26 protein-coding genes are annotated in these 22949 nt (G+C 66.4%); 9 read left to right on the top strand and 17 right to left on the bottom strand.

Annotated features, from left to right (window positions below):
* Window positions 1-95: 95 nt before the first annotated feature.
* Complete coding sequence (locus tag FPZ54_RS11635) at window positions 96-968, bottom strand: hypothetical protein (protein ID WP_145847403.1); 873 nt, start codon at window positions 966-968, stop codon at window positions 96-98.
* A 150-nt stretch (window positions 969-1118) separates the two neighbouring features.
* On the opposite strand from FPZ54_RS11635, the gene parC reads away from it, so the two are divergent.
* Complete coding sequence (gene parC, locus FPZ54_RS11630; RefSeq protein ID WP_145847401.1) at window positions 1119-3365, top strand: DNA topoisomerase IV subunit A; 2247 nt, start codon at window positions 1119-1121, stop codon at window positions 3363-3365.
* 122 nt (window positions 3366-3487) lie between these two features.
* Complete coding sequence (locus FPZ54_RS11625; RefSeq protein ID WP_145847399.1) at window positions 3488-5221, top strand: putative bifunctional diguanylate cyclase/phosphodiesterase; 1734 nt, start codon at window positions 3488-3490, stop codon at window positions 5219-5221.
* Here the strand turns inward: FPZ54_RS11625 and FPZ54_RS11620 are convergent.
* Genes FPZ54_RS11620 through FPZ54_RS11605 form a run of 4 tightly spaced genes read right to left on the bottom strand, consistent with a single transcriptional unit; the run spans window position 5191 to window position 8222 of the window.
* The gene (locus FPZ54_RS11620; RefSeq protein WP_145847396.1) at window positions 5191-6399 is read right to left on the bottom strand and encodes a CCA tRNA nucleotidyltransferase; all 1209 of its coding nucleotides are present in this window, start codon (window positions 6397-6399) and stop codon (window positions 5191-5193) included. The two genes, FPZ54_RS11625 and FPZ54_RS11620, sit on opposite strands and share 31 nt — an antisense overlap.
* Entirely contained in the window at window positions 6396-7010 is a 615-nt protein-coding gene (locus FPZ54_RS11615; RefSeq protein ID WP_145847394.1) for a CoA pyrophosphatase, read from the bottom strand. Before FPZ54_RS11615 ends, FPZ54_RS11620 begins: the two co-directional genes overlap by 4 nt.
* Window positions 7007-7570: a DUF1285 domain-containing protein gene (locus FPZ54_RS11610; RefSeq protein ID WP_145847393.1), complete on the bottom strand. Its 564-nt coding sequence runs from the start codon at window positions 7568-7570 to the stop codon at window positions 7007-7009. Before FPZ54_RS11610 ends, FPZ54_RS11615 begins: the two co-directional genes overlap by 4 nt.
* A 10-nt stretch (window positions 7571-7580) precedes the next feature.
* Entirely contained in the window at window positions 7581-8222 is a 642-nt protein-coding gene (locus FPZ54_RS11605; RefSeq protein WP_338419511.1) for a GNAT family N-acetyltransferase, read from the bottom strand.
* A 66-nt stretch (window positions 8223-8288) separates the two neighbouring features.
* Between FPZ54_RS11605 and FPZ54_RS11600 the strand changes: the two genes are divergently transcribed.
* Window positions 8289-8660, top strand: coding sequence for a dihydroneopterin aldolase (locus tag FPZ54_RS11600; protein ID WP_145847391.1), 372 nt, complete (start codon window positions 8289-8291; stop codon window positions 8658-8660).
* Between the two features lie 195 nt (window positions 8661-8855).
* Here FPZ54_RS11600 and FPZ54_RS11595 read toward each other — a convergent pair whose 3' ends face one another.
* Entirely contained in the window at window positions 8856-9638 is a 783-nt protein-coding gene (locus FPZ54_RS11595) for a hypothetical protein (protein ID WP_239019552.1), read from the bottom strand.
* A 323-nt stretch (window positions 9639-9961) separates the two neighbouring features.
* Here FPZ54_RS11595 and FPZ54_RS11590 point away from each other — a divergent pair, with 323 nt between their 5' ends.
* The 5 genes from FPZ54_RS11590 to FPZ54_RS11570 all read left to right on the top strand — a co-directional run bounded on the left by FPZ54_RS11590 (window position 9962) and on the right by FPZ54_RS11570 (window position 12995).
* Window positions 9962-10597 (top strand): energy transducer TonB, encoded by a 636-nt coding sequence (locus FPZ54_RS11590; protein ID WP_479685469.1) that lies wholly within the window; start codon window positions 9962-9964, stop codon window positions 10595-10597.
* 77 nt (window positions 10598-10674) lie between these two features.
* Window positions 10675-11442, top strand: a complete 768-nt coding sequence (locus tag FPZ54_RS11585; protein ID WP_145847386.1) for a MotA/TolQ/ExbB proton channel family protein — start codon at window positions 10675-10677, stop codon at window positions 11440-11442.
* Between the two features lie 102 nt (window positions 11443-11544).
* Window positions 11545-12015, top strand: coding sequence for an ExbD/TolR family protein (locus FPZ54_RS11580; protein ID WP_145847384.1), 471 nt, complete (start codon window positions 11545-11547; stop codon window positions 12013-12015).
* A gap of 25 nt (window positions 12016-12040) precedes the next feature.
* Window positions 12041-12469, top strand: a complete 429-nt coding sequence (locus FPZ54_RS11575; protein WP_145847382.1) for an ExbD/TolR family protein — start codon at window positions 12041-12043, stop codon at window positions 12467-12469.
* 163 nt (window positions 12470-12632) lie between these two features.
* Window positions 12633-12995 carry a tetratricopeptide repeat protein gene (locus FPZ54_RS11570; protein WP_145847380.1) on the top strand — a complete coding sequence of 121 codons (363 nt, stop codon included), beginning with the start codon at window positions 12633-12635 and terminating at the stop codon, window positions 12993-12995.
* Between the two features lie 210 nt (window positions 12996-13205).
* Here the strand turns inward: FPZ54_RS11570 and dcd are convergent, their stop codons facing one another.
* The 4 genes from dcd to FPZ54_RS11550 all read right to left on the bottom strand — a co-directional run bounded on the left by dcd (window position 13206) and on the right by FPZ54_RS11550 (window position 15550).
* A complete protein-coding gene (gene dcd / locus FPZ54_RS11565) occupies window positions 13206-13760 on the bottom strand; it encodes a dCTP deaminase (RefSeq protein WP_145847378.1) in 555 nt (184 codons plus the stop codon).
* Window positions 13761-13950: 190 nt separating this feature from the next.
* Window positions 13951-14400 carry a cytidine deaminase gene (locus tag FPZ54_RS20055; RefSeq protein ID WP_145847376.1) on the bottom strand — a complete coding sequence of 150 codons (450 nt, stop codon included), beginning with the start codon at window positions 14398-14400 and terminating at the stop codon, window positions 13951-13953.
* Window positions 14397-15071 carry a GH25 family lysozyme gene (locus FPZ54_RS20050; RefSeq protein WP_145847374.1) on the bottom strand — a complete coding sequence of 225 codons (675 nt, stop codon included), beginning with the start codon at window positions 15069-15071 and terminating at the stop codon, window positions 14397-14399. Before FPZ54_RS20050 ends, FPZ54_RS20055 begins: the two co-directional genes overlap by 4 nt.
* The gene (locus FPZ54_RS11550; protein WP_145847372.1) at window positions 15068-15550 is read right to left on the bottom strand and encodes a UPF0262 family protein; all 483 of its coding nucleotides are present in this window, start codon (window positions 15548-15550) and stop codon (window positions 15068-15070) included. The genes FPZ54_RS20050 and FPZ54_RS11550 overlap by 4 nt, the downstream gene beginning before the upstream one ends.
* A gap of 92 nt (window positions 15551-15642) precedes the next feature.
* Between FPZ54_RS11550 and FPZ54_RS11545 the strand changes: the two genes are divergently transcribed.
* Window positions 15643-17157 carry a replicative DNA helicase gene (locus FPZ54_RS11545; RefSeq protein ID WP_145847370.1) on the top strand — a complete coding sequence of 505 codons (1515 nt, stop codon included), beginning with the start codon at window positions 15643-15645 and terminating at the stop codon, window positions 17155-17157.
* A 128-nt stretch (window positions 17158-17285) separates the two neighbouring features.
* On the opposite strand, the gene FPZ54_RS11540 is transcribed toward FPZ54_RS11545, so the two are convergent.
* The 7 genes from FPZ54_RS11540 to FPZ54_RS11515 all read right to left on the bottom strand — a co-directional run bounded on the left by FPZ54_RS11540 (window position 17286) and on the right by FPZ54_RS11515 (window position 22931).
* The gene (locus tag FPZ54_RS11540; RefSeq protein WP_145847368.1) at window positions 17286-18056 is read right to left on the bottom strand and encodes a phosphoadenylyl-sulfate reductase; all 771 of its coding nucleotides are present in this window, start codon (window positions 18054-18056) and stop codon (window positions 17286-17288) included.
* A complete protein-coding gene (locus FPZ54_RS11535; RefSeq protein ID WP_145847367.1) occupies window positions 18049-18471 on the bottom strand; it encodes a DUF934 domain-containing protein in 423 nt (140 codons plus the stop codon). Before FPZ54_RS11535 ends, FPZ54_RS11540 begins: the two co-directional genes overlap by 8 nt.
* Window positions 18464-20095, bottom strand: coding sequence for a nitrite/sulfite reductase (locus FPZ54_RS11530; RefSeq protein WP_145847365.1), 1632 nt, complete (start codon window positions 20093-20095; stop codon window positions 18464-18466). Before FPZ54_RS11530 ends, FPZ54_RS11535 begins: the two co-directional genes overlap by 8 nt.
* 98 nt (window positions 20096-20193) lie before the next feature.
* The gene (locus FPZ54_RS11525; RefSeq protein ID WP_145847363.1) at window positions 20194-20490 is read right to left on the bottom strand and encodes a DUF2849 domain-containing protein; all 297 of its coding nucleotides are present in this window, start codon (window positions 20488-20490) and stop codon (window positions 20194-20196) included.
* On the bottom strand, window positions 20487-21284 hold the full coding sequence (gene cobA / locus FPZ54_RS11520) for a uroporphyrinogen-III C-methyltransferase (RefSeq protein ID WP_145847360.1): 798 nt from the start codon (window positions 21282-21284) through the stop codon (window positions 20487-20489). The genes FPZ54_RS11525 and cobA overlap by 4 nt, the downstream gene beginning before the upstream one ends.
* Window positions 21285-21350: 66 nt before the next feature.
* The gene (locus FPZ54_RS19865; RefSeq protein ID WP_186456744.1) at window positions 21351-21524 is read right to left on the bottom strand and encodes a hypothetical protein; all 174 of its coding nucleotides are present in this window, start codon (window positions 21522-21524) and stop codon (window positions 21351-21353) included.
* A gap of 63 nt (window positions 21525-21587) precedes the next feature.
* A complete protein-coding gene (locus FPZ54_RS11515; protein WP_145847358.1) occupies window positions 21588-22931 on the bottom strand; it encodes a glycoside hydrolase 5 family protein in 1344 nt (447 codons plus the stop codon).
* Between the last annotated feature and the right edge of the window lie 18 nt (window positions 22932-22949).

The raw sequence follows: 22949 nt of genomic DNA, 5'->3' as shown, positions 1-22949 counted from the left end.
CGCGTAAGCCCCCGATATCGGGGCACCGCGACATCACATCACAGCGCCGCGGATGGGGCAATGCCCCATTTCTGCCACAATCTGACGTCGACAGATCAGCTTTCGTCGCGATTGAACCAGCGACTGATGGCGTTTCGTCGTTCAGGCTCCCCGTCGTCATCGCGATAGGAGTCGATTTCGCCACCGGCGGCGATGGGCGCTGCGGTCCGATTGATCAACACACGCAGGCCCAGCGCCCCGATGAGCAGCAACAGCAATAGCAACAACAACGGGCTGACTGCCGCCAGCCCCTGGGCGAGTGCGGCGGTCGAGGTGACCAGCGTGTTCCCGGCATCGCGAAAGCTGGCATCTGCGGAGCCATTGAGTCCTGGCGCGGGCGTGCCGGAACTGTAGGTGATGAGTACCGGCGCGGTCGCCATCGTCTCGCCCACATCGGCCTCCGATTCGGCGATCACGTCGAGCGCGGTCTGGAGCCGCTGCGCGCGGGTCCGCTGTACCGGATCGTCGGAAACGCGCGCATTCGCGAGCTGTTCGCGGAGCCGGTTGACCAGCATGTTCGACCGGGCAGAAGCGGTCGCATCGGCGCCCGCAATCTCGGTCTCGACCAGCGCGCCGCCACCCCCCACAACAACCTTGGTCGCCGCCTCGCCGAAATTGCGCGCGACCGCGGGGTCGATCCGGAAGGTGAGCGTCGCAGCGATCTTGTTCGCATCGTCGACACGATAGCGCATCGCCAGAATGCGGCACCGCGCGGGACCCAGCTTGTCGCAGCCCTTGGCGTGCGATTCGACCACTGCCTTAACCTGAGCGGGCGGCACCTTATAGGCATAGCGATAGTCGAACGCCCCGCCGGTCGCGGTCAGCGCGGCGACCGCCTCGCCGCTGATCTTCTCCTGCCCCTTTTGCTTGGGCGCGCTGTCGCACCCGGCCAGCGCCAACAGCCCCAGCAATCCTGCAACGACTCGCATTCGATTCCCCCCGCGGTTCGCAGGCGAAACGATAGGGGAAATGGTTAACGCCCGGAAGGGAGAGTCTGCGCGGCTGTGCCGAATCGGGAAGGCGCGGCGCCGACCGTTTCTGATTTGTCCCCGGGCGGCGGCATTGCTATCGCCCTCGGGATGGCCACCGACCTTACCGATCCCTTCGACCAGATCGTCGATGCTCCCTTCGACAGCGCACTCTCCGAACGCTATCTCGTCTATGCGATGTCGACGATCACCGCGCGGTCGCTTCCGGATGTGCGCGACGGGCTGAAGCCGGTGCATCGCCGCCTGCTCTGGGCGATGCGGCTGCTGAAGCTGGACCCGAGCCAGGGCTACAAGAAATGCGCGCGCGTCGTCGGCGATGTGATCGGCAAATATCATCCGCATGGCGACCAGTCGGTCTATGACGCGATGGTCCGTTTGGCCCAGACCTTTGCGCTGCGCTACCCGCTGGTCGACGGGCAGGGTAATTTCGGCAATATCGACGGCGATAACGCCGCCGCCTATCGCTATACCGAGGCGCGGCTGACGCAGGTCGCGATCGACCTGATGGACGGTCTCGACGAGAACGCGGTCGATTTTCGCCCGACGTACAATGGCGAGGACGAGGAACCGGAGCTGTTTCCGGGCCTGTTCCCGAACCTGCTGGCGAACGGCGCGAGCGGCATCGCGGTCGGCATGGCGACCAGCATCCCGCCGCACAATGCCGCCGAATTGCTCGACGCCGCGATTCTGCTGATCGAACAGCCCGCCGCGAGCGACGAACAGGTGCTCGAACTGGTTCGTGGCCCCGATTTCCCGACCGGTGGAATCGTGGTCGACAGCCCGGCCTCGATCGCCGAATCCTATGCCACCGGGCGCGGATCCTTCCGCGTGCGTGCCAAATGGGCGCTCGAGGATCAGGGCCGTGGCACGTGGCAGATCGTCGTCACCGAGATTCCCTATGGGGTGCAGAAGGGCAAGCTGATCGAACAGATCGCCGCGCTCATCAACGACAAGAAATTGCCGATCCTCGCCGATATCCGCGACGAATCGGATGCGGAGATCCGCATCGTCCTGGAACCGCGCGCGCGCACCGTCGATCCCCAGACGCTGATCGATAGTCTGTTCCGCCTCTCCGATCTCGAAACGCGGGTGTCGCTCAACCTCAACGTGCTCGATCACACCCGCACGCCCCGGGTGATGAGCCTCAAACAGGCGCTATCTGCCTGGGTCGATCACCAGTTCATCGTCCTGCGCCGCCGTAGCGAGCATCGGCTGCAGAAGATCGCGGATCGGGTGGAGCTGCTCGACGGCTATATCATCGCCTTCCTCAATCTCGACCGGGTGATCGCGATCATCCGCACCGAGGATGAGCCAAAGCCGGTGATGATGGCGGAGTTCGACCTCACCGACCGGCAGGCGGAAGCGATCCTCAACATGCGGCTGCGCGCATTGCGCAAGCTCGAGGAAATGGAGCTGCGCAAGGAGCGTGAGGCGCTGGCCAAGGAACAGGCCGAGCTTCAGGCGCTGCTGTCGAGCGAGGCGCGACAGCGCACCCGGATGAAGCGCGACCTGGCCAAGATCCGCGACCGCTATGGCCCAGAAACCGCGCTGGGCGCGCGGCGGACATTGGTGGCGGAGGCGGCGCCCGCGCGCGAAATCCCGCTCGAAGCGATGATCGAGCGGGAACCGATCACGGTGATCCTCTCCCAGCGCGGCTGGATCCGCGCGATGAAGGGCCATGCCGATCTGGCGAGCGCCGATACGGCGAAGTTCAAGGAAGGCGACGGTCCGTTCATCGCCTTCCACGCCCAGACGACAGACAAGCTGCTGCTCGCGGCGGAAAATGGCCGCTTCTACACGCTGGCGGCGGACAAATTGCCCGGCGGGCGTGGCTTTGGCGAGCCGGTGCGGCTGATGATCGATCTCGACGGCGGCACGGGTATTGTCGGACTGCTGCCCGCAAGTGCCGCCGAACGGCTGCTGGTCGCGGCCAACGACGGGCGTGGCTTCCTCGTCAAGACGGCCGATGTGATCGCCGAAACGCGCAAGGGCAAACAGGTCGTTAATCCGCGCGCGGGTGCGTCACTGCGCATCGTCCGGCCGGTCAGGACAGAGGATGACTATGTCGCGGTGATCGGCGACAACCGCAAGATGCTGGTCTTTCCGATGGCCGAACTCGCCGAACTGGCGCGGGGGCAGGGGGTGCAGCTTCAGCGCTATCGCGACGGCGGCCTGTCCGATGCGATCACGTTCCGCTTCGCCGACGGGTTGAGTTGGCGGATGGGCGGCGAACAGGGGCGAATGCGCAGTGAGACGGACCTTGCCCCTTGGCGCGCAGCACGTGGCGCGGCTGGACGGATGCCGCCAATGGGGTTCCCGCGCGATAATCGCTTTTAGAGGCGTTTTGAGCCAGCCGGTGCCGGTCCAGCCCGGGCTGAAAATCCCAACCACGCGTCGACTGCGTAGAATTACGCAACGCCTTTAGTCGCGCTTAACCAAATGTCCCTAATGCGGGAGCGATGTTTCTGTCGCGCCGCCGCCGCAAGGATAAGTCCGCCCCCGCGCCCGCCTTGCCCGCAGGCGAGACCGGGCGCGTGTGTGCAGCGCTGACGCTTGGCCCGGCAAGCACGGCGCAGGCCCTCAACCTGCTTCCGATCCCGGCTGCGATCGTCGAACGGCAAAACGGCCGCTTCTGCTTCGAAACGGTGAACCGCCCCTTCCGGCTCGCGGGCCTCGGCACGACGGTCGATCAATCTCCGGTGATCGGGTTGCTCGGCGACCGGATTGCCGAATTTCTCCAGTCGGACGCGACCGAAAGCGAGTTCGACTGGGAATTGGGCGACGCGGTCGATGCCCGTTTCTTCCGGGTAAGGCTGGCGCGACGCAGCACCGAAAAGCGCGGGAATCGCTGCCTCGTCACGCTCGTCGATCACACCTCCGAACTGCGGACTCAGCGCAGCCTGCGCCGCGAGATGTTGACCGACAGCCTCACCGGTCTGCCTAACAGGGCAGGCTTTGGCGAGGATCTGGAAAATGAGATCGAGCGCGTTGGCGTCGACAAGTTCGCGATCCTGATCATCAATCTCGACCGATTCAGCCGGATCAATGCGTGCATGGGCGGTCTGGCGGGCGACGAGTTGCTGATCTCGGTCGCGCGCCGGGTCAAGGGCGCACTGCGCGGCCATGATGTCCTCGCGCGGACCGGCGGCGACGAGTTCGCGATCCGTCTCGAACTCGATGACGGGCTTCAGGACGCGCTCCATGTCGCCAAGCGTATCCAGAATGCGCTGACCACGCCGTTCCGCCTTTCGGACTTCGAGATCAGGGTCGATTGCGCGATCGGTATTGCGATCGGCGAAGGCGGGCATGACGATGCCGAGGAGCTGATCCGTCACGCGCAATTCGCGATGAAGCGCAGCAAGGCGTCGGGCCGGACCGAAGTCTATCAGACCCGCGCCTTCGATGTCGTCCGCCAGGAATTCAGCATCGAAACCGAATTGCGGCGCGCGATCGACAATGGCGCCCTGTCGCTCAACTTCCAGCCGATCTGCGATCTCGCTACCGGCCGGATCGTTTCGTTCGAGGCGCTGGCGCGCTGGACCACCGAACAGGGCGTCGCGCTGTCCCCGGTCGAGTTCATACCGGTTGCCGAGGAATCGGGGCTGATCGTTCCGCTGGGCCGCTGGGCGATGCACGAGGCTGCGCGCACGGTCGCGCAATGGGACCGGCTGGCGGGCGGCGATTGCGGCGCCAAGGTCGCGGTCAACCTGTCCGCAATTCAGCTTCAGCGCGACCAGATCGCGCCGATGGTGGAGGCGGCGCTGGCGGCAAATGGCGTCGACGGACGCAAGATCACGCTCGAACTCACCGAAAGCGCACTGGTCACCGATCCCGACCGCATCGCGCGGACGATGCACGCGCTCAAAGCGCTCGGCACGACGCTGGCGATGGACGATTTCGGCACCGGCTATTCCAACCTCGCCTATCTTCAGAAGCTGCCGATCGACGTGCTGAAGATCGACCGCAGCTTCGTGTCGGGGATGCTCGCCGACCGCGACAAGGTGGCGATCGTCCGCGCGATCCTCAGCCTTGCCCAGGCGCTGGGGATGCAGACCACGGCGGAGGGGATCGAGACCAACGAGCTCGCCCAGACGCTCGCCGCGCTCGGCTGCAACTATGGTCAGGGCTTTCTCTATTCGCGTCCGCTGAGCGGCGAAGAGGCTTACGCGCTGCTGTCCGAACGCAACGCCTGAGCCACCACCTCATCCGCGATGTCGCCCGCTCGCGCCGCATCGGGAAAGCGCTCGGCGATCCAGCGTTCCTCGATTTGCCTCAGCGCCCGCGCGACTTCGGGACCTTTTGAAAGCCCGCGCGCGATCAAAGCGCCGCCCGACATGGGCAAAATCGGCACCACCCAGTCGCGCAGATGGATCAGCGCGGCGCGGCGCTCCTCTTCGCTCAGTCCGGGCGTCAGCGCGATCCGGTCGATCGCCGCTTCGCGCCCCGCCCGATAGGCCAGCGATTCCGGGTTCTCTGCCGGATCGATGAGCGCGGACCCGGTGCGCTTGCGTTGGACATTGGAGAGTTTGAGCCGCGCGGCGACCTGTTCGCCCAGCGCCGGATCGCGCGGCAGCAGCGCGGCGAGCCGGCGGATCGGGTCGGCGCCGATCCCGGTCGCCGCCTCCAGCGCCGCCAGCGCCGCCATCCGCGCGACGCCGTCCGCAGTGATCTCGGGCAATACCGGGCGGAAGATCCCCCGCTCCACCATCAGCGCGACGATCCGCACCGCATCGCGCGCGACCAGCAGCTTGAGCAGCTCGTCAGCGATCCGCTCGCGTGAGAGCGCCATGAGGTCGTTGGCGCGCGCGGTACAGGCGTCGAGCGATGCCGGGTCGGGCGTGTCTCCGAACCGCGCCAGGAAGCGGAAGAAGCGCAGGATGCGCAGATGATCCTCGGCAATGCGCTGCAACGGATCGCCGATGAAGCGGACATGGCGCGCCTCGAGATCGGCGAGGCCGCCGAAATAGTCGAAGATCTCGCCCGTCACAGGGTCGGCATAGAGCGCGTTGATCGTGAAGTCGCGCCGCGCCGCATCCTCGCGCCAGTCGTCGGTAAAGGCGACCGTGGCGCGGCGCCCGTCGGTGGAAACGTCGCGGCGCAATGTCGTTACCTCGACCACCGTGCCGCTGCTGACCGCGGTGATCGTGCCATGGGCGATACCGGTGGGGACGGCTTTGATGCCCGCAGCCTCAAGCTGCCGCATCACCTCCTGTGGATCGAGCGGCGTGGCGATATCCACGTCGGAGACGGCGATGCCGAGCAGCGTGTCGCGCACCGCGCCGCCCACGAACCGCGCATTGCCATCGCCCAATGCTGCCGTCAGCCGGTCCAGGCCGGGACGCGCGCGCCAGTCGGCGGCGGGGAGCCTCATGCCGACCCCCAATCGCTCAGGCGCAGCCGCCGCGACAGATTGACCAGCATCGCCGCCGTCGCCCCCCAGATCCTAAAGTCCTGCCACATGATCTCGTAATAATGCCGCTCGCGTCCCTGCCATTCGACGCTCGCCTCGACATGATTTGCGGGGTCGAGCAGATAGGCGAGCGGCGCTTCGAAGATCGCCGCCACCTCCTCCGGCTGCGGGCGAAGCGCCAGGTCCGGCGGGATCACTCCCAGCACCGGCTGAACCTCGAACCCGGTGACGGTGCGGTAGCGGTCGGCGGTGCCGACCAGCTGCACCGCATCGCGGGCAAGGCCGATCTCCTCCTCAGCCTCGCGCAGTGCGGCGGCGATCGCGCCATCGTCCTGCGGATCGATCCGCCCGCCGGGAAAGGCGATCTGGCCGGCATGGCGGCGCAGCGTATCGGTGCGCTGGGTCAGGATCAGCCCCGGCTCGGCGCGGTCGGTCACCGCGACCAGCACTGCGGCCGGGGTCGGCACGCCATTCGCTTCCGGCCCGGGGTCCCGCTCGTCGCCCGCCAGCAGGACCGGCGCGGTCTCATGCTCGGCATCGAGCGCGGTACGCAGTCGGTCGGCCAGCGTCATGCCGGCGCGATCGGAAAGAACGCGCCGTTGCTCCAGATGCCCGGTGGATCGGAGCCATTGTCGAGGGCGAGCGTGGCGAGCTCATAATAGACCGGGCGTGCGATCAGCGCCTCCAGCCCCGCGCGAACCCGCAGATAGGGGTGGGGGCCATCTTCGCGCTCCTCGAAGCGTATGGGATGATCCGGCCCGGCGGCAACGAGATCCCCGGTATTCAGTCGGAACGCCAGCCTTGCGGTCGCGCCTGCGCCCTCGCGCTTCATCTCGACCGCCAGAAAGGGGGCGTCCTCGACGTCGATGTCGAGCTTCTCGACGGGGGTCACCAGCACGTGGCGGCCATCGGCCTCGCGCCGCAGGATCGATGCGAACAACCGCACCATCGCCTCGCGCCCGATCGGCGACCCCTGATGATACCAGGTCCCGTCGCGCGCGATCCGCATGTCGCTATGCCCGCAATGTGCCGGGTTCCAGCTTTCGACCGGCGGCAGTTTCTGCGCCTCGGCCAGTCGCGCGATCTCGGCGAGCGACAGGCTGGCAAGGTCGGGCGGGGGCGTCATCGGCATGGCTTTGGCGTTAAGCGCTTTTCGACCTCTGAGCAAAGGGGCGACGCGGGCCGACCAGCCCCGCAACGTCCGGCACCACACCCCGCGCGAGCAGACGGTGCCGCTCGAACGGCCCCGGAAGCCGCCAGTCGGTCGTATGGCTCGCGTCGAACCCGAACTGGTCGTAATAATCGGGGTCGCCGATCAGCATCAGCGCCTCCCCGCCGTCGATCCGCGTGACGCCCTCCTCGCCGCCCGCGCGGCGGATCGCACGCCACATCAGCGCGCGGCCGATGCCGATATTCTGGTGTGCGGGTGATACCGCGACCGGGCCGACCATCACCATCGGCGTCTCGCTGCCGTCATCCCCGTGCAGCGCCACCGGCCAGCACTGGATGCTGCCGACCAACGCATCGCCCGCGACTGCGGCGAAGCACAGACCGGCCTCGGCATCGACCCCGTCGCGCACGCGATAGGCGGTGCGGCCATGCCGGTCGGCGCCGAACGCCGCGTCGAGCAGGCGCTCGACCGCATCGGCGGGGACAGCGGACAGGGGGGCAAGCTCGAACACGCGGCGGGTCTCCAGCCATCCGGCAACGCAATGCCGGGCGCGCGCCTTTAGCGGGCGGTCGCCATCGCGCAAAGCCGAATCGGCGCGCGTGTGCCGGCACAAGGCTTTCCGCCGCCGCGCGTTCTGCTATGGGCGCGCGATCAATTTTCGCCGGAAGGGCATGGTTCGTTGCACGATCTTCTTCAGCTTCAGGTTCGCGATCTCGAAGTCCAGGTCCTCACCGGCGTCTATTCCGAAGAGACGCACCTGCCCCAGCCGCTGCGCATCTCGATCACCGTCGATCTGCTCCCGATCGACCAGTTCGCTCCCGATACGCCGCTCAGCGCGTCGAAATCCTATCTCGATCTCAAACACGCTGCGACCGGCGCGCTGCCGCCCGGCGTGCATTTCACCCTGATCGAGGGCGTTGCCGACCATATCGTGGAAACGCTCATGACCGGCGACGCGCGGATCAGCCGTGTCGAGGTGGAGATCGTCAAGCTCGCCATAGCCGAAGCGGATGAGAAGATCGGCATCCGCATGGTGCGCCACCGGAAATAGTTCGGCGCAGACCAGGCCGGCACCTGCCCGCTCCCCGCCCGGCCACAAACCCAACTCAGTGTGCCGTTTGTGCTGAGCCTGGCGAAGCACCGATCCCGCGCTCAGTGACGACCGGGTACAGCCCTTCGACAAGCCCAGGGCAAACGACCGGAGAGCGAGTCAGATAAAACGCCCGACGGTCGCAATACGAACGCCCTAACCCCGGCAGTTGCCCAGCTGGTCGAGCACGAAGCGGTAATCCTCCCGCGCAACGCGGGCATTCTCCGGATCCTCGGCTGACAGGCTCTCGGCAGGCAGGGTGCGCGGCAGGCCGCAGGCGAGCCGGTACCACAGCAAGGTGTCGCGCGGCGGCGGGCCTGCGCCCTCATCGACGATCTCGCCCAGCGAGACCGACCAGCGCCGGTCCTGTCCCGGCCGTCGCAGGATCGACAGCGAAATCGGGTCGCCGGTCGCGGTCTGGACGAAGATCTGCGTCTCCCCCTCGCCCGGCAATGTGCCGGGAACGTGAAAGGCATTGCCGAGGCCGGTGACCGCCGGAGGCGCGTCGGGCGCCACCACCTCGCGCACGATACGGCGAACCATCGCGTCCAGCTCCGCGGACCAGTCGCGCTGCGAATCGAGGGTGGTGAGCTGCACCATTGTCGGCCGTCCCGCGACGGGGCGGGCAAAGGCGAGCACGCGCCGCTTGTTGAGCCGGGGTGCCCGTCCGCGCGCGTCTAGTGGCACATCGACGACATAGCCGATCCGTGCGGGCATCGGCGAACCGGCGCGAATCAGCGCCAGCACGTCCGCCTCGACATAATAGCGGACATGCCCCGGCGCGACGTCCGCCGCCTCCGCGCCCTTGATTCGCGCCGCGCTGCGAATCTGTCCGTCGACCACGACCGGCGAACCGAGCACCAGGTCGGCGACCTCCGCATAGCGCGGCACCACGACGCCGGATTCGGCAATCCGCTGGGCCGCCACCGGCGTTAACATATGAGGCGAAGCCGCACAGAATGCGGCGGAAAGCAAAACAATACGGGTCCGAAACATGGCGCACAGCCTATCGGATTGTCCCATCGGCATACAGAAATATTTCTGCCACGCGCCGATTATACGTTTATTGCGTCCGACAAAGCGTTTGCGTCACGCAAATCGCCGCGATAGGACTCGCGCCGCACTTGGACCGGAAGCGCGTGCTTCCGACAGGTCGAGCCACGCCGATAAAGATGCCAAGGTGCCGGGCAACGGCGCGGCGAACGAAGGAGTTTAGTTGCTGAATGGCCTACGCAGATCGTGATGTAGGAGGCAGTCGGATCGTGGCGATCGTTGTCGTCTCGGTCATCCTCGCCATTCTCGGTTACGCATTTGTAACCGGGCTCGCCTACAAATTTGTCAAGGAAGCCGCGGAAGAGATGGAAGTCTTCGAGGTTCTCGAGCCTCCGCCTCCGCCCGAGGAAGTTCCACCGCCGCCGCCGCCGCCCGACACGCCGGTTCCGCCGCCGCCCACCACTGTGGTTGTGCAGAAGCCGATCGTTCAGGTCCCGGCGCCCCCGCCGCCGATCAGCCTGTCCGACGTGATCCCGCCCCGCCAGCCGCCGACGCCGCCCGCGCCGCCGGCTCCGCCCGCGCCGCCGCCCCCGCCGCCCCCGCCTGTCATCAGCCAGGCAGCGGCAGCACGCGGCAACCCGGGTTCGTGGGTCACGCCCGACGATTATCCGCCCGCCGCGCGCCGCGCAGGGGACGAAGGATCGGTTGGCATCACCTTCACGATCAACACCCAGGGTCGGATCGAAGGGTGTCGCGTCACGTCAGGCTCGGGATCGTCCGCGCTCGACAATGCGACGTGCAGCCTGGTGACCCGTCGCGGTCGCTATGCCCCAGCGAAGGACGCAGCCGGCAACCCGATCGCCAGCACCAAGTCGCTGCGCTTCCGCTGGCAGCTCGAAGACTGACGGGTTCGGGCGCGCCAGGCGCGCCCACCCGGTGACCTGAACAACATCCGCTTTATCTCAAGGGAAAGAAACCGCACATGCTCACCACCATCCTCGCCGCCGGTGCCGCTGCCCCGGCCGCGTCTCCCGCGAACTTCGACATCCTCCATGCGATGAACGAAGGCGGCGTGATCGCCTGGAGCACCGCCATCATCCTGACCGGCATGCTCTTCTTCTCGCTCTACATCCTGTTCACCAAGGTGTTCGAGCAGCAGAAGGTGCTCAACCAGTATAAGCGCGTGCGCAACGTGTTCTGGCAGTCGGGCAGCCTGCGCGAAGGCGCGGCGAAGCTCGAGAAGAACTCGGCCTATCGCCAGATCGTCGACGACGCGCTGCTGGCGCAGGACCAGTATAAGGAACTGACCGATCCGATCGAAGCGCATGACTGGCTGCACGGCTCGCTCCAGCGCTCGCAGGACTCGATCAACTCGCAGCTGGGTAGCGGTCTCGCTTTTCTCGCAACCGTCGGTTCGACGGCTCCGTTCATCGGTCTGTTCGGTACCGTCGTCGGCATCTTCCGCGCGCTGATCAAGATCGGTGCGGCGGGCGACGCGTCGATCGGCACCGTTGCCGGCCCGGTCGGTGAAGCGCTGATCATGACCGCGCTCGGCCTCGTCGTCGCGGTTCCCGCAGTGCTCGCCTACAACTGGCTCCAGCGCCGCAACAAGTCGATCGCCGAAGACCTCAGCGGCTTCTCGAACGACGTGCTCGGCTATCTGGCGTCGGACGGCCGCGTCCGTCCCGCCGTCAAGGGCGCCAAGCCCGCGCCGAAGGCGCCGCCGGTCGCGACCACTGCCAAGGCCTGAAGGTTCGACTGAGGGCCGTGCGGTGGCGGCGCGTCGCGCCGCACGGTCACCCGCCGGACCGGATGGGTCCGGGGACAGGATGCGAAAGATAGGATTGCGCCAATGGCGATGAGTGTAGGCGGCGGTGGCGCCGAAGAAAAACCGATGTCGGACATCAACACGACGCCCCTGGTGGACGTCATGTTGGTTCTCCTCATCATCTTTCTGATCGCGATTCCGGTGGCGATTCAGTCGGTCGAGCTGGAACTGCCCAAGGTGCAGTTCGAACCGACCGTTACCAAGCCGGAGAATGTGCTGCTCGCGGTTCGCGCCGATGAGAACGGGACGTGTCAGGTATTCTGGCAGATGAGCCCGATCACCAGCACCGAACTGCTGGATCGCGCGAGCGATACGCTGAAGGCGGTGGTCGATCGGCTGGGCGACAACATCAAGCCCGACGACATTCCCGAAGTGCATATCCGCGGCGACATCAACACGCCGTACAAGTGCATCGGCGGCGTGATCTACACGATGCAGAATGCAGGCTTCGTGAAGGTCGGCTTCATTTCGCAGCCGTCGGTCGCCCCGCAATAAGTCAGAAGTTCAGGAGTAAGACGCCATGGCAATGAGCGCCGGCCAAGAAGACGGCCAGCCGATGATGGAGATGAACACGACGCCGCTGATCGACGTCATGCTCGTTCTCCTCATCATGCTGATCGTGACCATTCCTGCCCAGACCCACGCGGTGAAGGTGGATCTGCCGCAGAACATCGGCCAACCGAATCCGCCTCCGATCGAGCCGCAGAAGAACAAGATCACGATCGAGCCCGATGGCCGCGTCTATTGGAACGGCAGCGAGATCGACCTTGTGACGCTGCGTCAGTATCTGGACCAGAGCGTCCAGATCTCGCCCGAGCCGGAACTGCACTTCCAGCCCAATCCGGACGCCCGCTACGAGCGTGTGGACGAGGTGCTGGCGGTCATCAAGCGGTCCTCGGTCACGAAGCTCGGCTTCGTCGGCAACGAGCAGTATCGCAACGACTTCTGATCGGGTCTTGGGACCCGGATCGAATGGGGGCGGCTTTCGGGCCGCCCCTTTTTTGTGCCTGGCGCAGACGATTGCGCAGCGGATTGCAGCATTCGCACTTGTCCATATGACATATTAGTGACACGTATATGTCACTGAACTGTAATAAATGGAGATGGATGCAATGCGTAAGATTCTCGCTTCAATTGTCCTCGCTGTGCCGCTGGCGCTGGTGCCCGCGGTGCAGGCCGAAACCGTCGAACAGCCGGCAGCGCATTTGGCGATCGCGGCAGGCGATTATGACAGCGCCGAACGCGCGCTGCTCGCCGAGCGCAAAATCTATCGCGACCGGCCAGAGCTGCTGCTCAACCTCGCCGCCGTCTATGCACGCACCGGCCGCGCGACCGAGGCGCGGGCGCTGTATCAGCAGGTTCTGAATCAGAAATCGGTTGCGATGGACGTCAGCGACGGCGCCGTCGCCGGATCGCACCTGGTCGCGAAGCGCGGCCTGCGCCAGCTCGACGCGGCGCGGATGGCGGTCCGCTAAACCGCTTTGCGGCTGAATTTTCATCGCCCTGTTCCCCGGCGCAGGCCGGGGTCCAGTATCGACGATTATGAGGCGGCATCCCGCTCCCGCAACCGCTCGGAACTGGAGCCCGGCCTACGCCGGGGAGGCGTTCAGTTGGGCCCGCTCACGCTCCAGAATATGGGGCCCCTCCCCCTCAACCCCCATTCGCGGCGGAGGGCAGATCGGACCTTATAACCGCGGCAGCGTGACCCCGCGCTGCCCCATATATTTGCCCGCGCGATCGGCGTAGCTCGTCTCGCACGGCTCGTTGCCGTGCAAGAACAGGAACTGGCACGCGCCTTCATTCGCATAGATTTTCGCGGGCAGGGGGGTGGTGTTCGAAAACTCCAGCGTGACATGCCCCTCCCATTCGGGCTCGAGCGGCGTCACGTTGACGATGATTCCGCACCGCGCATAGGTCGACTTGCCAAGGCAGATGACCAGCACATCACGCGGCACACGAAAATACTCCACCGTGCGCGCCAGCGCGAAGCTGTTCGGCGGGATGATGCAGCAATCGGTCTGGCGATCGACAAAACTCGTGGACGAGAAGTCCTTCGGGTCCACCACTGCGCTGTCGATATTGGTGAAGATCTTGAACTCGTCCGCCACCCGCGCGTCATAGCCGTACGACGACAGGCCGTACGAGATACACCCCTCCCGCCGCTGCGCCTCGACAAACGGCTCGATCATGCCGTGGTTGAGGGCCTGATCGCGAATCCAGATGTCGGAAAGAATGCTCATAGCTCAGCCTCTAATGCGGATTTCCGGCCGACGGAACGATTGAGTCGCACGAATACGCGAAGCGATGAAGATTACGGATCGAGCCGCACATCACATCCATTTGCCCTGAGCCTGTCGAAGGGCGGAAGGCTGTCGTTCGAGGCGCGCGTGAAGGTGCTTCGACAGGCTCAGCACAAACGGGCGGCGGGGTCTACTCGATCCCCAGATCCCCCGGCCCGAAGGCGTGCGGCAACAGCTCGCTCAGCCGATGCGTCTCATACGCATCGCCCTCCGCCCCGGCGCAGTACACCGCCAGGTCGCGCCCACCCATCTGCGCCGCTTCGTTGAGCACCTGGCGGCATCGCCCGCACGGCCGGATCGGGTCGCCGCCGTGCGCCACGCCGTCCTGCATCATCCCGCCGATAATCCCGACGGCGACCACCTCGCGCAGCCGGCCTTCCGAACTTGCCTTTGCCGTCGCCACCGTCTCGGCGCATAGCGACAGGCCATAGCTCGCATTCTCGAAATTGCAGCCGGTGACGATGCTCCCGTCGGTCATCAGCAGCGCCGCGCCTACGGCGAAGTTGGAATAGGGCGCATGGGCATGGCGCGCAGCCTCCCGCGCGGCGGCGATCAGGCGGAGGGCTTCGGCTTCACTCATGGTGCGACGACATTCCAGTTGACGGGGCGATCCACCCCTTCGATTCGGCGGATCGTACTGGCCTGCCACATCCGCCAGGGCCGGGCGAGATAGGTCGGCGGAAAGAACAGGCCCGTGCTCCACAGCGGGCGCGGGATCGCGCCGCTGATCCGATACTGCGCCTCGAACTCGGGGTCGATTCGTAGCACCACCGGCTTGCCGCTGTGCGTTTCCAGGATCGCGGCGAGCGTCCGGATTTCGCCCAGCACCACGTCGCGCTCGGGGCGTGCGGGGCAGTCGTCGCGAAACGACAGGTCGATCGCGGCGGGCAATGCGTCGGGATCGCGCGGTACTGTCGCGACGAACGCGCCCGCCTGATCCCGCGCCAGTTGGCACAGCGAGAAACCATGGATCGCCCCGCGCCGCAGCCCGGCCTCGTAAATCCCGGCCCAATTGTCCGCGAACAGCGCATCGCGCACATCGGCGCCGATCGTCGCGCGCGCATAGGCAAAGCCGACATCGCCCGCCTTGACCGTGAACCAGTCGACCGCGCCGTCCTCGTCCGATACGTCGATGCCCTGGATGGCATAGTCGGCGCGCGGCGGGGCCCAGGCGATGGCGAACATCCACCCGCACACGCCGACCAGCGCCAGCGCAAGGAGGATCCCCGCCCAGATCCGCACCCATTTCATGCCTTTATGTGCAGCACGCAGATTAGCGTGAACAGCCGTCGCGCGGTGGGGTGATCGATCGCGATCTTCCCCTCCAGCCGCTCCATCAGCACGCGCGCCGCATCGTCATGGATGCCGCGCCGCGCCATGTCGATCGTCTCGATCTGCGCCGGGGTCGCGCTGCGGATCGCCTGGAAATAGCTGTCGCAGATCGCGAAATAGTCGCGGATCGGCCGCCGGAATGCGGCGAGGCCAAGGATCAGCGTTTCGAGCGCGCTATCATCCTCGCGCTTGATCTCGATCCCCAGCCGCCCTTCCTGCACCGTCAGGTGCACGCGATACGGCCCGGCATAGCCGTCGGGATAGGCGCGCTGCGGCGCGAAGCTGTTCTCCTCGATCAGGTCGAAGATCGCGATTCGCCGCTCCTGCTCGATATCCGCCGAACGCCACAAGATGGTGCGCTCGTCCAGCGTGACGTCGATGATCCGGGGATCGGCCATGCGCCGCATCTAGTGGGCAGGTCGCCCCCTCGTCCACAGAATTGAAGGTAATCCACAGTTGAGATGCGCCGCGCGGGGTGGGAAAGGGGGGCATGGCCACGATCGCAACCCTGCCCGCCGCATCGGCGGATGCCGCCCCGCGCCTGCCCCAGAATGTGGAGGCGGAGGCCGCGCTGCTCGGCGCGATGATGATCGACAACCGCCTGGCGGACGACATTGTCGAGGTGATCCAGGACCAGCATTTCTTCGAGCCGGTGCACGGCCGAATCTTCCGCGCGATTAAGACACTGCGCAAGCAGGACATGCTGGCGACCCCGGTGACGCTGAAGCCGCTGTTCGAAAAGGATGAGGGGATGGCCCAGCTCGGCGGGCCCGCCTATCTCGCGCAGCTCACCGGATCGGGTGCGGGCCTGATCGGCGCGCGGCAGTTCGCCCGGCAGATCTACGATCTCGCGCTGCTCCGCGAACTGGTCGTGGTCGGTCGCGACATGGTCGAAAAGGCGCTCGACACCAGCGAGGACGTCAACCCGCGCGAACAGATCGACCGCGCCGAAGAGGCGTTGTTCAAGGTCGCGGCGGATGGCGGCACCGCCAACAACGTCAAATCGTTCAACGAAGCGACCAAGATCGCGCTCGAAAACGCCAAGCGTGCGCAGAGCGCGGGCGGCGGCGTCGCGGGCGTCACCACCGGCTTCGATTCGGTCAACAGCCGGATCGGCGGCCTGCACCACAGCGATCTCATCATCCTCGCCGGGCGTCCCGGCATGGGCAAGACCTCGCTCGCCACCAACATCGCCTACAACGCCGCGCGCCGCATGATGGACGATGTCCGCCTGGGGATCAGCCCCAAGGAATCGATCGGCGCCAAGGTCGCGTTCTTCAGCCTCGAAATGTCGGCAGACCAGCTGGCGCTGCGCATCCTGTCCGAATCGTCGAAGATCCCGTCCGAAGCGCTGCGCATGGGCAATATCAGCAAGGCGGAGTTCGCCCAGCTGGCGCAGGCCGCCGCCGACCTCGAACAGCTCCCGCTCTATATCGACGATACCGCCGGCCTGACGATCAGCGCGCTGCACAGCCGCGTGCGCCGCCTCCAGTCCAAGCATGACGGCGAGCTCGGCCTCGTCATCGTCGACTATCTCCAGCTGCTCCAGGGCAGCGGCAACAACCGCGACGGCAACCGCGTGCAGGAAATCTCGGAGATCAGCCGCGGTCTCAAGACGCTGGCCAAAGACATCAACGTTCCCGTCATCGCGCTCTCGCAGCTCAGCCGTGCCGTCGAAAGCCGCGAGGACAAGCGCCCGATGCTGTCGGACCTGCGCGAATCGGGCTCGATCGAGCAGGACGCCGACATGGTCTGGTTCGTGTTCCGCGAGGATTATTACGTCGCCGCGCGCGAGCCCAAGCGCCCGCGCGAGGGCGACGACCCCAAGACGTTCGAGGATCACGCCAAATGGGCGCTCGACATGGAGCGCGTCTATGGCCTCGCCGAACTGATCATCGCCAAGCAACGCCACGGCGCGACCGGCAAGACGCTGCTCAAGTTCGAACCGAGTTATACCCGCTTCAGCGACTATGCCGGCGACATGGTGGTCGAGCCGTACGAGTAAGCCAAGCTAAGCCCCTCCCCTTCAGGGGAGGGGTTGGGGGTGGGGCCTATCCTCCGGGCGAACGGTCTCGGTGAGACTGAGACGCCCCACCCCAACCCCTCCCCAGAAGGGGAGGGGCTTGGAGAAGCTCAGAACACCGGCAGGTCCGGGTCGCCGTCATTCACCGGCGTATGGATGCCGCATTCGGTCTTGTCCCACCCGGCCCAGCGGCCCGAGCGGGGGTCCTCGCCCGGCTTTACCTTGCTGGTGCACGGCGCGCAGCCGATCGACAGATAGCCCTGCTCGACCAGTGGATGGCGGGGCAGGTCGTGGCGCACGAACCAGGCTTCGATATCGTCCTTGGTCCAGTCGGCCAGCGGATTCACCTTAAGCTTGCCGGCGGCATCCACCTCGAACCGGGGAAGCGCGTTGCGCGTGCTCGCCTGGAACGCCTTGCGCCCGGTGATGCTGGCGTCGAACCCGGCCATCGCGGCGTCGAGCGGGAGCACCTTGCGAATCTCGCAGCAGCCGTCGGGGTCATAGGACCAACGCAAGCCGCTCTCGTCCTTCTTCGCCAGCACGTCGGCATCGGGCGTCAGGATGCGCAGGTCGCGCAGCCCCAGCCGCTCCGCCACCGTGTCGCGATAGGCGAGCGTCTCGGGAAAATGCTTGCCGGTATCGAGGAACAGGACCGGCACCGTGGGGTCGATCGACGCGACGAGGTGCAGCAATGCCGCGCTCTCCGCGCCGAACGACGAGACCAGGGCGACGTCGCCGACCATCGACTCGGCTAGGACCGTGCGCAGCATCTCCTCCGTCGGCACGCCGCGGAACAGGTTGTTCAGCCGAATCGCGTCGCGCTCGCCAAAGCGTGGCGCGACATCGATCCGATCGATCCGGCGTGCGCTCGCTTCAGCCATGCCGCCGTTTCCAGACCGGCACCTGCCCGTCCGCCGCGATCTGATAGACGGCGTCGTAGCGCGCGAGGCTCGCGGCCAGCACCGCTTCGTCCACCGGCGCTTCGGGCGCGAAACTGTCGAAGCCGCAGCGGCGCATCAGCGGAATCTGGTCGACCAGCACGTCGCCCTGTGCGCGCAGTTCGCCCGTATAGCCGGCTTCGCGCAGGATGCGCGCCGACGAATAGCCGCGCCCGTCGCGGAATTTGGGAAAGCTCACCTCGACCAGCGACAACCGGTCCAGATAGGGCAGGAGCGCGCGCGCATCCTCACCCGATTCCAGCCGCACGGCGGTCGCGTTCGACTGATCGAGAAACGCGTCGAGCGTCACCGCCGGCTCGTCATGCGGCGCGTCGTCGCGATAGCGCAGCTCAACCATAGATCGCCTCCTTGAACGGCGCCATGCCGATGCGGCGATAGGTGTCGAGGAAGCGCTCGCCCTCGGCGCGTTCGCGCAGATAGACGTCGGTGGCGCGTTCGACCGCGTCGACGATGCCGTCCTCGCTGAACCCCGGCCCGGTGATCTGGCCGAGCGAGACATCCTCTGCGCCCGATCCGCCGAGTGACAGCTGGTAATTCTCCACGCCCTTACGGTCGACGCCCAGGATCCCGATATGCCCGGCATGGTGGTGGCCGCAGGCGTTGATGCAGCCGCTGATCTTGAGCTTCAATTCACCCAGTTCGCGCTGGCGTCCCAGATCGGAAAAGCGCGTCGCGATCTTCTGCGCGACGGGGATCGAGCGCGCATTGGCGAGGCTGCAATAATCCAGGCCGGGGCAGGCGATGATGTCGCTGATCAGGTCGAGATTGGCGTCGGCCAGCTGCGCTTCGACCAGCGCCTGCCACACCGCATAGAGGTCCGCCTTGCGGACATGCGGCAGCACGATGTTCTGCGCATGGGTCACGCGCAGTTCGTCGAAACTGTAGCGCTCGGCCAGGTCGGCCATCACGTCGATCTGCGCCGACGATGCGTCGCCGGGAATGCCACCGGTCGGCTTCAGGCTGATATTGACGATCGCATAGCCGGGCGCCTTGTGCGCAGCCACATTCTGGTCGAGCCAGACCGCGAAATCGGGGTCGCTGCGGTCGAGATCGTCGCTCAGGCCGGTTTCGAATGCAGGATCGGCGAAATATGCCGCGATCCGGTCGAACTCCGCCTTGGGCGGGTCGATCCCCAGCTTCTTGACCGCGACGAACTCGTCCTCGACCTGCGCGCGATAGCTGTCGGCGCCGATCTCATGGACCAGGATCTTGATCCGCGCCTTGTACATATTGTCGCGGCGGCCATAGCGATTGTACACGCGCAGGCACGCCTCGATATAGCTCAGCAGGTCTTCGAGCGGCACGAAATCCTTGATCAGCGGCGCGATCATCGGGGTGCGCCCCATGCCACCGCCGACATAGACCGCCGCGCCGTGCACGCCGTCGCGCTCGACGATCTGGATGCCGATATCGTGCAGCCGCATCGCCGCGCGATCCGCGTCCGCCGCGATCACCGCAATCTTGAACTTGCGCGGCAGATAGCTGAATTCGGGGTGGAAGGTGCTCCACTGGCGCAGAAGCTCCGCCCAAGGGCGCGGATCGGTCACCTCGTCCGCCGCCGCGCCCGCCCATTGGTCGCTGCTGATGTTGCGGATGCAGTTGCCGCTGGTCTGGATCGCGTGCATTTCGACCGTCGCCAGTTCGGCGAGGATGTCGGGCGCGTCCTCCAGCTTGATCCAGTTATACTGGATATTCTGGCGCGTCGTGAAATGGCCGTAGTCGCGGTCATATTTGCGCGCGATATGCGCCAGCATCCGCATCTGGCGGCTGTCCAGCGTGCCATAGGGCACCGCGACGCGCAGCATGTATGCGTGCAGCTGAAGATACAGCCCGTTCATCAGCCTGAGCGGCTTGAACTGGTCCTCGGTGATCTGCCCCGCCAGCCGGCGCTGCACCTGATCGCGAAACTCCTCGACGCGCGATGCGACGATCGAATGGTCATAGTCGTCATATTTGTACATGGCTTACCTCGTCACCCCAGCGAAAGCCGGGGTCTCGTGCCGCGCGCGATTTGCCTGAGGATGGAGGCCCCAGCGTTCGCTGGGGCGCCGGATCGGGGTCATATCACCCAGCTCCCCGCATTCGGATCGGCGGGCTTCAGCGTCAGGTCCGGGCGCACGGTCGGCCCGAGCGCGCGGATGCGGTCCTTGATATGCGCCGGCCGCGGCCCCTCGGGTGTCGCGGTCGCATCGATCACATACGGGCCGTTGACCCGCCGTGCGCCTTCCTCGGCATGGGCGATCGCCTCGCCCTGATCGCCGACATCGACTGCGTCCTCGACATGGCGCGACCAGCCATTGCCGGTCCACCAGGTGACGTCGCCGGTGGCGAGATCGTTTCCGGTCAGCAGCTTCACCCTTCGTCTCCAAGCATCAGTTCGGCCTTGCGCGCCCAGTTGGCGAGCTTGTCCTGCGCGTCCGACAGCGCGACCACTTCGCCGACGACGATGATCGCCGGGCTCTGCACCGCCTCGCGCGCGACCATCGGGCCAAGATCGGCGAGCAGCGTGCGCAGCGCGCGGCTGCCCGGCAGCGTCGCCCGCTCCAGCACCGCGACCGGCATGTCCGGCGCGACGCCGTCGCCCATCAATTTCTCGGCGATATCGGGGCAGGTCGCGACGCCCATATAGATGACCAGCGTGCGGCCCTTGCCCGCCAGCCCCGACCAGTCCTGATCCTTCAGCCCCTTGCACTGGCCCGCGACGAAGCTGACCGCGCTCGACCAGTCGCGATGCGTCAGCGGCAGCATCGCCTCCGCCGCCGCGCCCAGTGCCGAGCTCACGCCCGGGATCACCTCGACCGGCAGCCCGGCGGCACGCACCGCCTCCACCTCTTCGCCGCCGCGACCGAAGATGAACGGGTCGCCGCCCTTCAGCCGCACGACGATCGCGCCGGTCTTCACATGCGCGACGATCAGCGCGTTGATGCCGTCCTGCGGCACGCTGTGCTTTGACCGCTTCTTGGCGACGCTGATGCGGTGCGCCTGCGGGGCGAGGTCGAGCACTCGGCGGTCGACCAGCCCGTCATGGACGAGCACATCGGCACTCCTGAGCGCCTCGACCGCGCGAACCGTCAGCAGGCCCGGATCGCCGGGGCCGGCACCGACCAGAATCACGCGACCGCGCGCTTGGGGATCGAGTAGGGAAGCCATGCAGTGCAGATGGAACCTGGGCGGGCAGGCCACAACCGAGGGTTGCTTGGGCGACGGTTAGCGAATCTATGCCTTGGCAAGTTCGCGGGCGCGCAACGTCAGCCGCATCGCCTCGTCGATCAGGTCGGCCGTGAACGCGGTATCGGTGTGCCCGACGGCGATGGCGAGGCAGTTGCGGGCTTCCTGGGCGAGGCGTTGGGCACGGGACTGGGCGGGCGACGCGAATGAGATTGGTTTCACGGCCCGCTCAATCCGCCGGCCCCCATTCGGTTCCGCGCTTCGCCGCATCGGTCGGCGGAACATTCAGCGCGCGATCGGCTCCCCGATCGTCGCCAGCGCGCGGGCGTGATCGGCGATCAGCGCGCGGGTTGCAGCGTCGCTGTCATAGACGCCGTACCAGCCCTGCGGCTCGTGCGGCGGGTCGCCGAGCAACGGGTCGCCATGGCGATAGCGATGGTCGCCATGCGCCGCCCGCCCCGCGCCGTTCCACGCCCAGAAATTGCTGCCCTGAACCGGCCCGCCAGTGCGGATACTGTCCTCCACGGCGTCGAATACCAGCCGGTAATATCGGTCGCGGAACCGCGTCGATGCCTCCGGGTCATAGCCCCCGCCATCGCGCGGATAGCCGAATTCCTCGATCACCAGCGGCTTGAGAAGCTGGCTGGCAAGCGCGCGGTGCTGCGCGAGATAGTCGCGCACCTTTTCCTCGCCCGCCGCCGCCGTCGCGGCCAGGTCGCGCGCGTCCACCCAGCTCCAGTTGAGCGGCCAGATATGCGCGGTCGCATAGTCGATTTCCGGAATCGCGTGCGCGGTGCGATAGATGTCGGCGCTCTCGACCGTCCCCTTCAGCCCCTCGCTGCCCATCGAAACGAGGTGATTGGGGGCGACCGTCTTGATGAGCCGCGCCGTGTCGCGAATCCAGGCGTAGAAGCCCGGCAGCTTGGGCGCGGCGTCCCGCGCATCTCCGCCCGGGCGCGGCTCGTTGCACAGCTGCCACGCCATGATCGCCGGGTCGTCGCGATAGGCGATGCCCGTCACCGAATTGCTCCGCCCGACGATCGCGCGGACCCAGTCGTGATAGCGCCTTACCGCCCCGGCATTGCCATAGAAGCGCGACGCGGCGTTGGCGAAGGCGGGCCAGGGATGCGCCGGATCGCCCATATCGATATAGGTGCCGGTCTCGTACCAGAGATAGCTGCTCATGCCCCCCGACCATTCCCAGAAATTGGTCAGGTACAGCACCGCCTTCATCCCGCGCTTGCCCAGTTCGGCCAGCGTCCAGTCCAGTCCCGCCAGCAGCGCGGGGTTCCAGTCCGACGCCTTGCCACGAAAGCCGGGCCGGATCGAGTTCTTGAGCGGCCCTTCCTCCGCGCCTGCCAGGATGCGCAGATTGGTGACCCCGTTCGCCGCCAGCGCGTCCAGCTCGCGCAGCAGTCGCGCGCGATTCCCCGACGGCCCTTCCGCGCCGAGCCATGCGGCGTACCAGATGTTTGCGCCGACAAAGCGATAGGGCTTCCCGTCGAGCAGGAATCGGGTCCCGCTACGGCGGACAAAGGGCGAGCGCGCCGTCGCAGCGCTCGGGCCCGATGCGCCCAGCGTTGCGGCCAATCCCGCAGCTCCGGCCAGAATCGCGCGACGGTGGGTCATGGCCTTCCCCTCTCTCTT

Origin of the sequence: Sphingomonas suaedae, from assembly GCF_007833215.1 — a bacterium.
GTDB classification, from domain to species: domain Bacteria; phylum Pseudomonadota; class Alphaproteobacteria; order Sphingomonadales; family Sphingomonadaceae; genus Sphingomonas; species Sphingomonas suaedae.
Note: the sequence above shows the minus strand (reverse complement) of the source record. Positions and strands in the feature narration are given on the sequence as shown.

Bases quoted from the DNA above. Each gene is read 5' to 3' on its own strand.
- FPZ54_RS11635 (WP_145847403.1), bottom strand. From the start codon at position 968: ATGCGAGTCGTTGCAGGATTGCTGGGGCTGTTGGCGCTGGCCGGGTGC.
- parC (WP_145847401.1), top strand. From the start codon at position 1,119: ATGGCCACCGACCTTACCGATCCCTTCGACCAGATCGTCGATGCTCCC.
- FPZ54_RS11625 (WP_145847399.1), top strand. From the start codon at position 3,488: ATGTTTCTGTCGCGCCGCCGCCGCAAGGATAAGTCCGCCCCCGCGCCC.
- FPZ54_RS11620 (WP_145847396.1), bottom strand. From the start codon at position 6,399: ATGAGGCTCCCCGCCGCCGACTGGCGCGCGCGTCCCGGCCTGGACCGG.
- FPZ54_RS11615 (WP_145847394.1), bottom strand. From the start codon at position 7,010: ATGACGCTGGCCGACCGACTGCGTACCGCGCTCGATGCCGAGCATGAG.
- FPZ54_RS11610 (WP_145847393.1), bottom strand. From the start codon at position 7,570: ATGCCGATGACGCCCCCGCCCGACCTTGCCAGCCTGTCGCTCGCCGAG.
- FPZ54_RS11595 (WP_239019552.1), bottom strand. From the start codon at position 9,638: ATGTTAACGCCGGTGGCGGCCCAGCGGATTGCCGAATCCGGCGTCGTG.
- FPZ54_RS11585 (WP_145847386.1), top strand. From the start codon at position 10,675: ATGCTCACCACCATCCTCGCCGCCGGTGCCGCTGCCCCGGCCGCGTCT.
- FPZ54_RS11580 (WP_145847384.1), top strand. From the start codon at position 11,545: ATGGCGATGAGTGTAGGCGGCGGTGGCGCCGAAGAAAAACCGATGTCG.
- FPZ54_RS11575 (WP_145847382.1), top strand. From the start codon at position 12,041: ATGGCAATGAGCGCCGGCCAAGAAGACGGCCAGCCGATGATGGAGATG.
- FPZ54_RS11570 (WP_145847380.1), top strand. From the start codon at position 12,633: ATGCGTAAGATTCTCGCTTCAATTGTCCTCGCTGTGCCGCTGGCGCTG.
- dcd (WP_145847378.1), bottom strand. From the start codon at position 13,760: ATGAGCATTCTTTCCGACATCTGGATTCGCGATCAGGCCCTCAACCAC.
- FPZ54_RS20055 (WP_145847376.1), bottom strand. From the start codon at position 14,400: ATGAGTGAAGCCGAAGCCCTCCGCCTGATCGCCGCCGCGCGGGAGGCT.
- FPZ54_RS20050 (WP_145847374.1), bottom strand. From the start codon at position 15,071: ATGAAATGGGTGCGGATCTGGGCGGGGATCCTCCTTGCGCTGGCGCTG.
- FPZ54_RS11550 (WP_145847372.1), bottom strand. From the start codon at position 15,550: ATGGCCGATCCCCGGATCATCGACGTCACGCTGGACGAGCGCACCATC.
- FPZ54_RS11545 (WP_145847370.1), top strand. From the start codon at position 15,643: ATGGCCACGATCGCAACCCTGCCCGCCGCATCGGCGGATGCCGCCCCG.
- FPZ54_RS11540 (WP_145847368.1), bottom strand. From the start codon at position 18,056: ATGGCTGAAGCGAGCGCACGCCGGATCGATCGGATCGATGTCGCGCCA.
- FPZ54_RS11535 (WP_145847367.1), bottom strand. From the start codon at position 18,471: ATGGTTGAGCTGCGCTATCGCGACGACGCGCCGCATGACGAGCCGGCG.
- FPZ54_RS11530 (WP_145847365.1), bottom strand. From the start codon at position 20,095: ATGTACAAATATGACGACTATGACCATTCGATCGTCGCATCGCGCGTC.
- cobA (WP_145847360.1), bottom strand. From the start codon at position 21,284: ATGGCTTCCCTACTCGATCCCCAAGCGCGCGGTCGCGTGATTCTGGTC.
- FPZ54_RS11515 (WP_145847358.1), bottom strand. From the start codon at position 22,931: ATGACCCACCGTCGCGCGATTCTGGCCGGAGCTGCGGGATTGGCCGCA.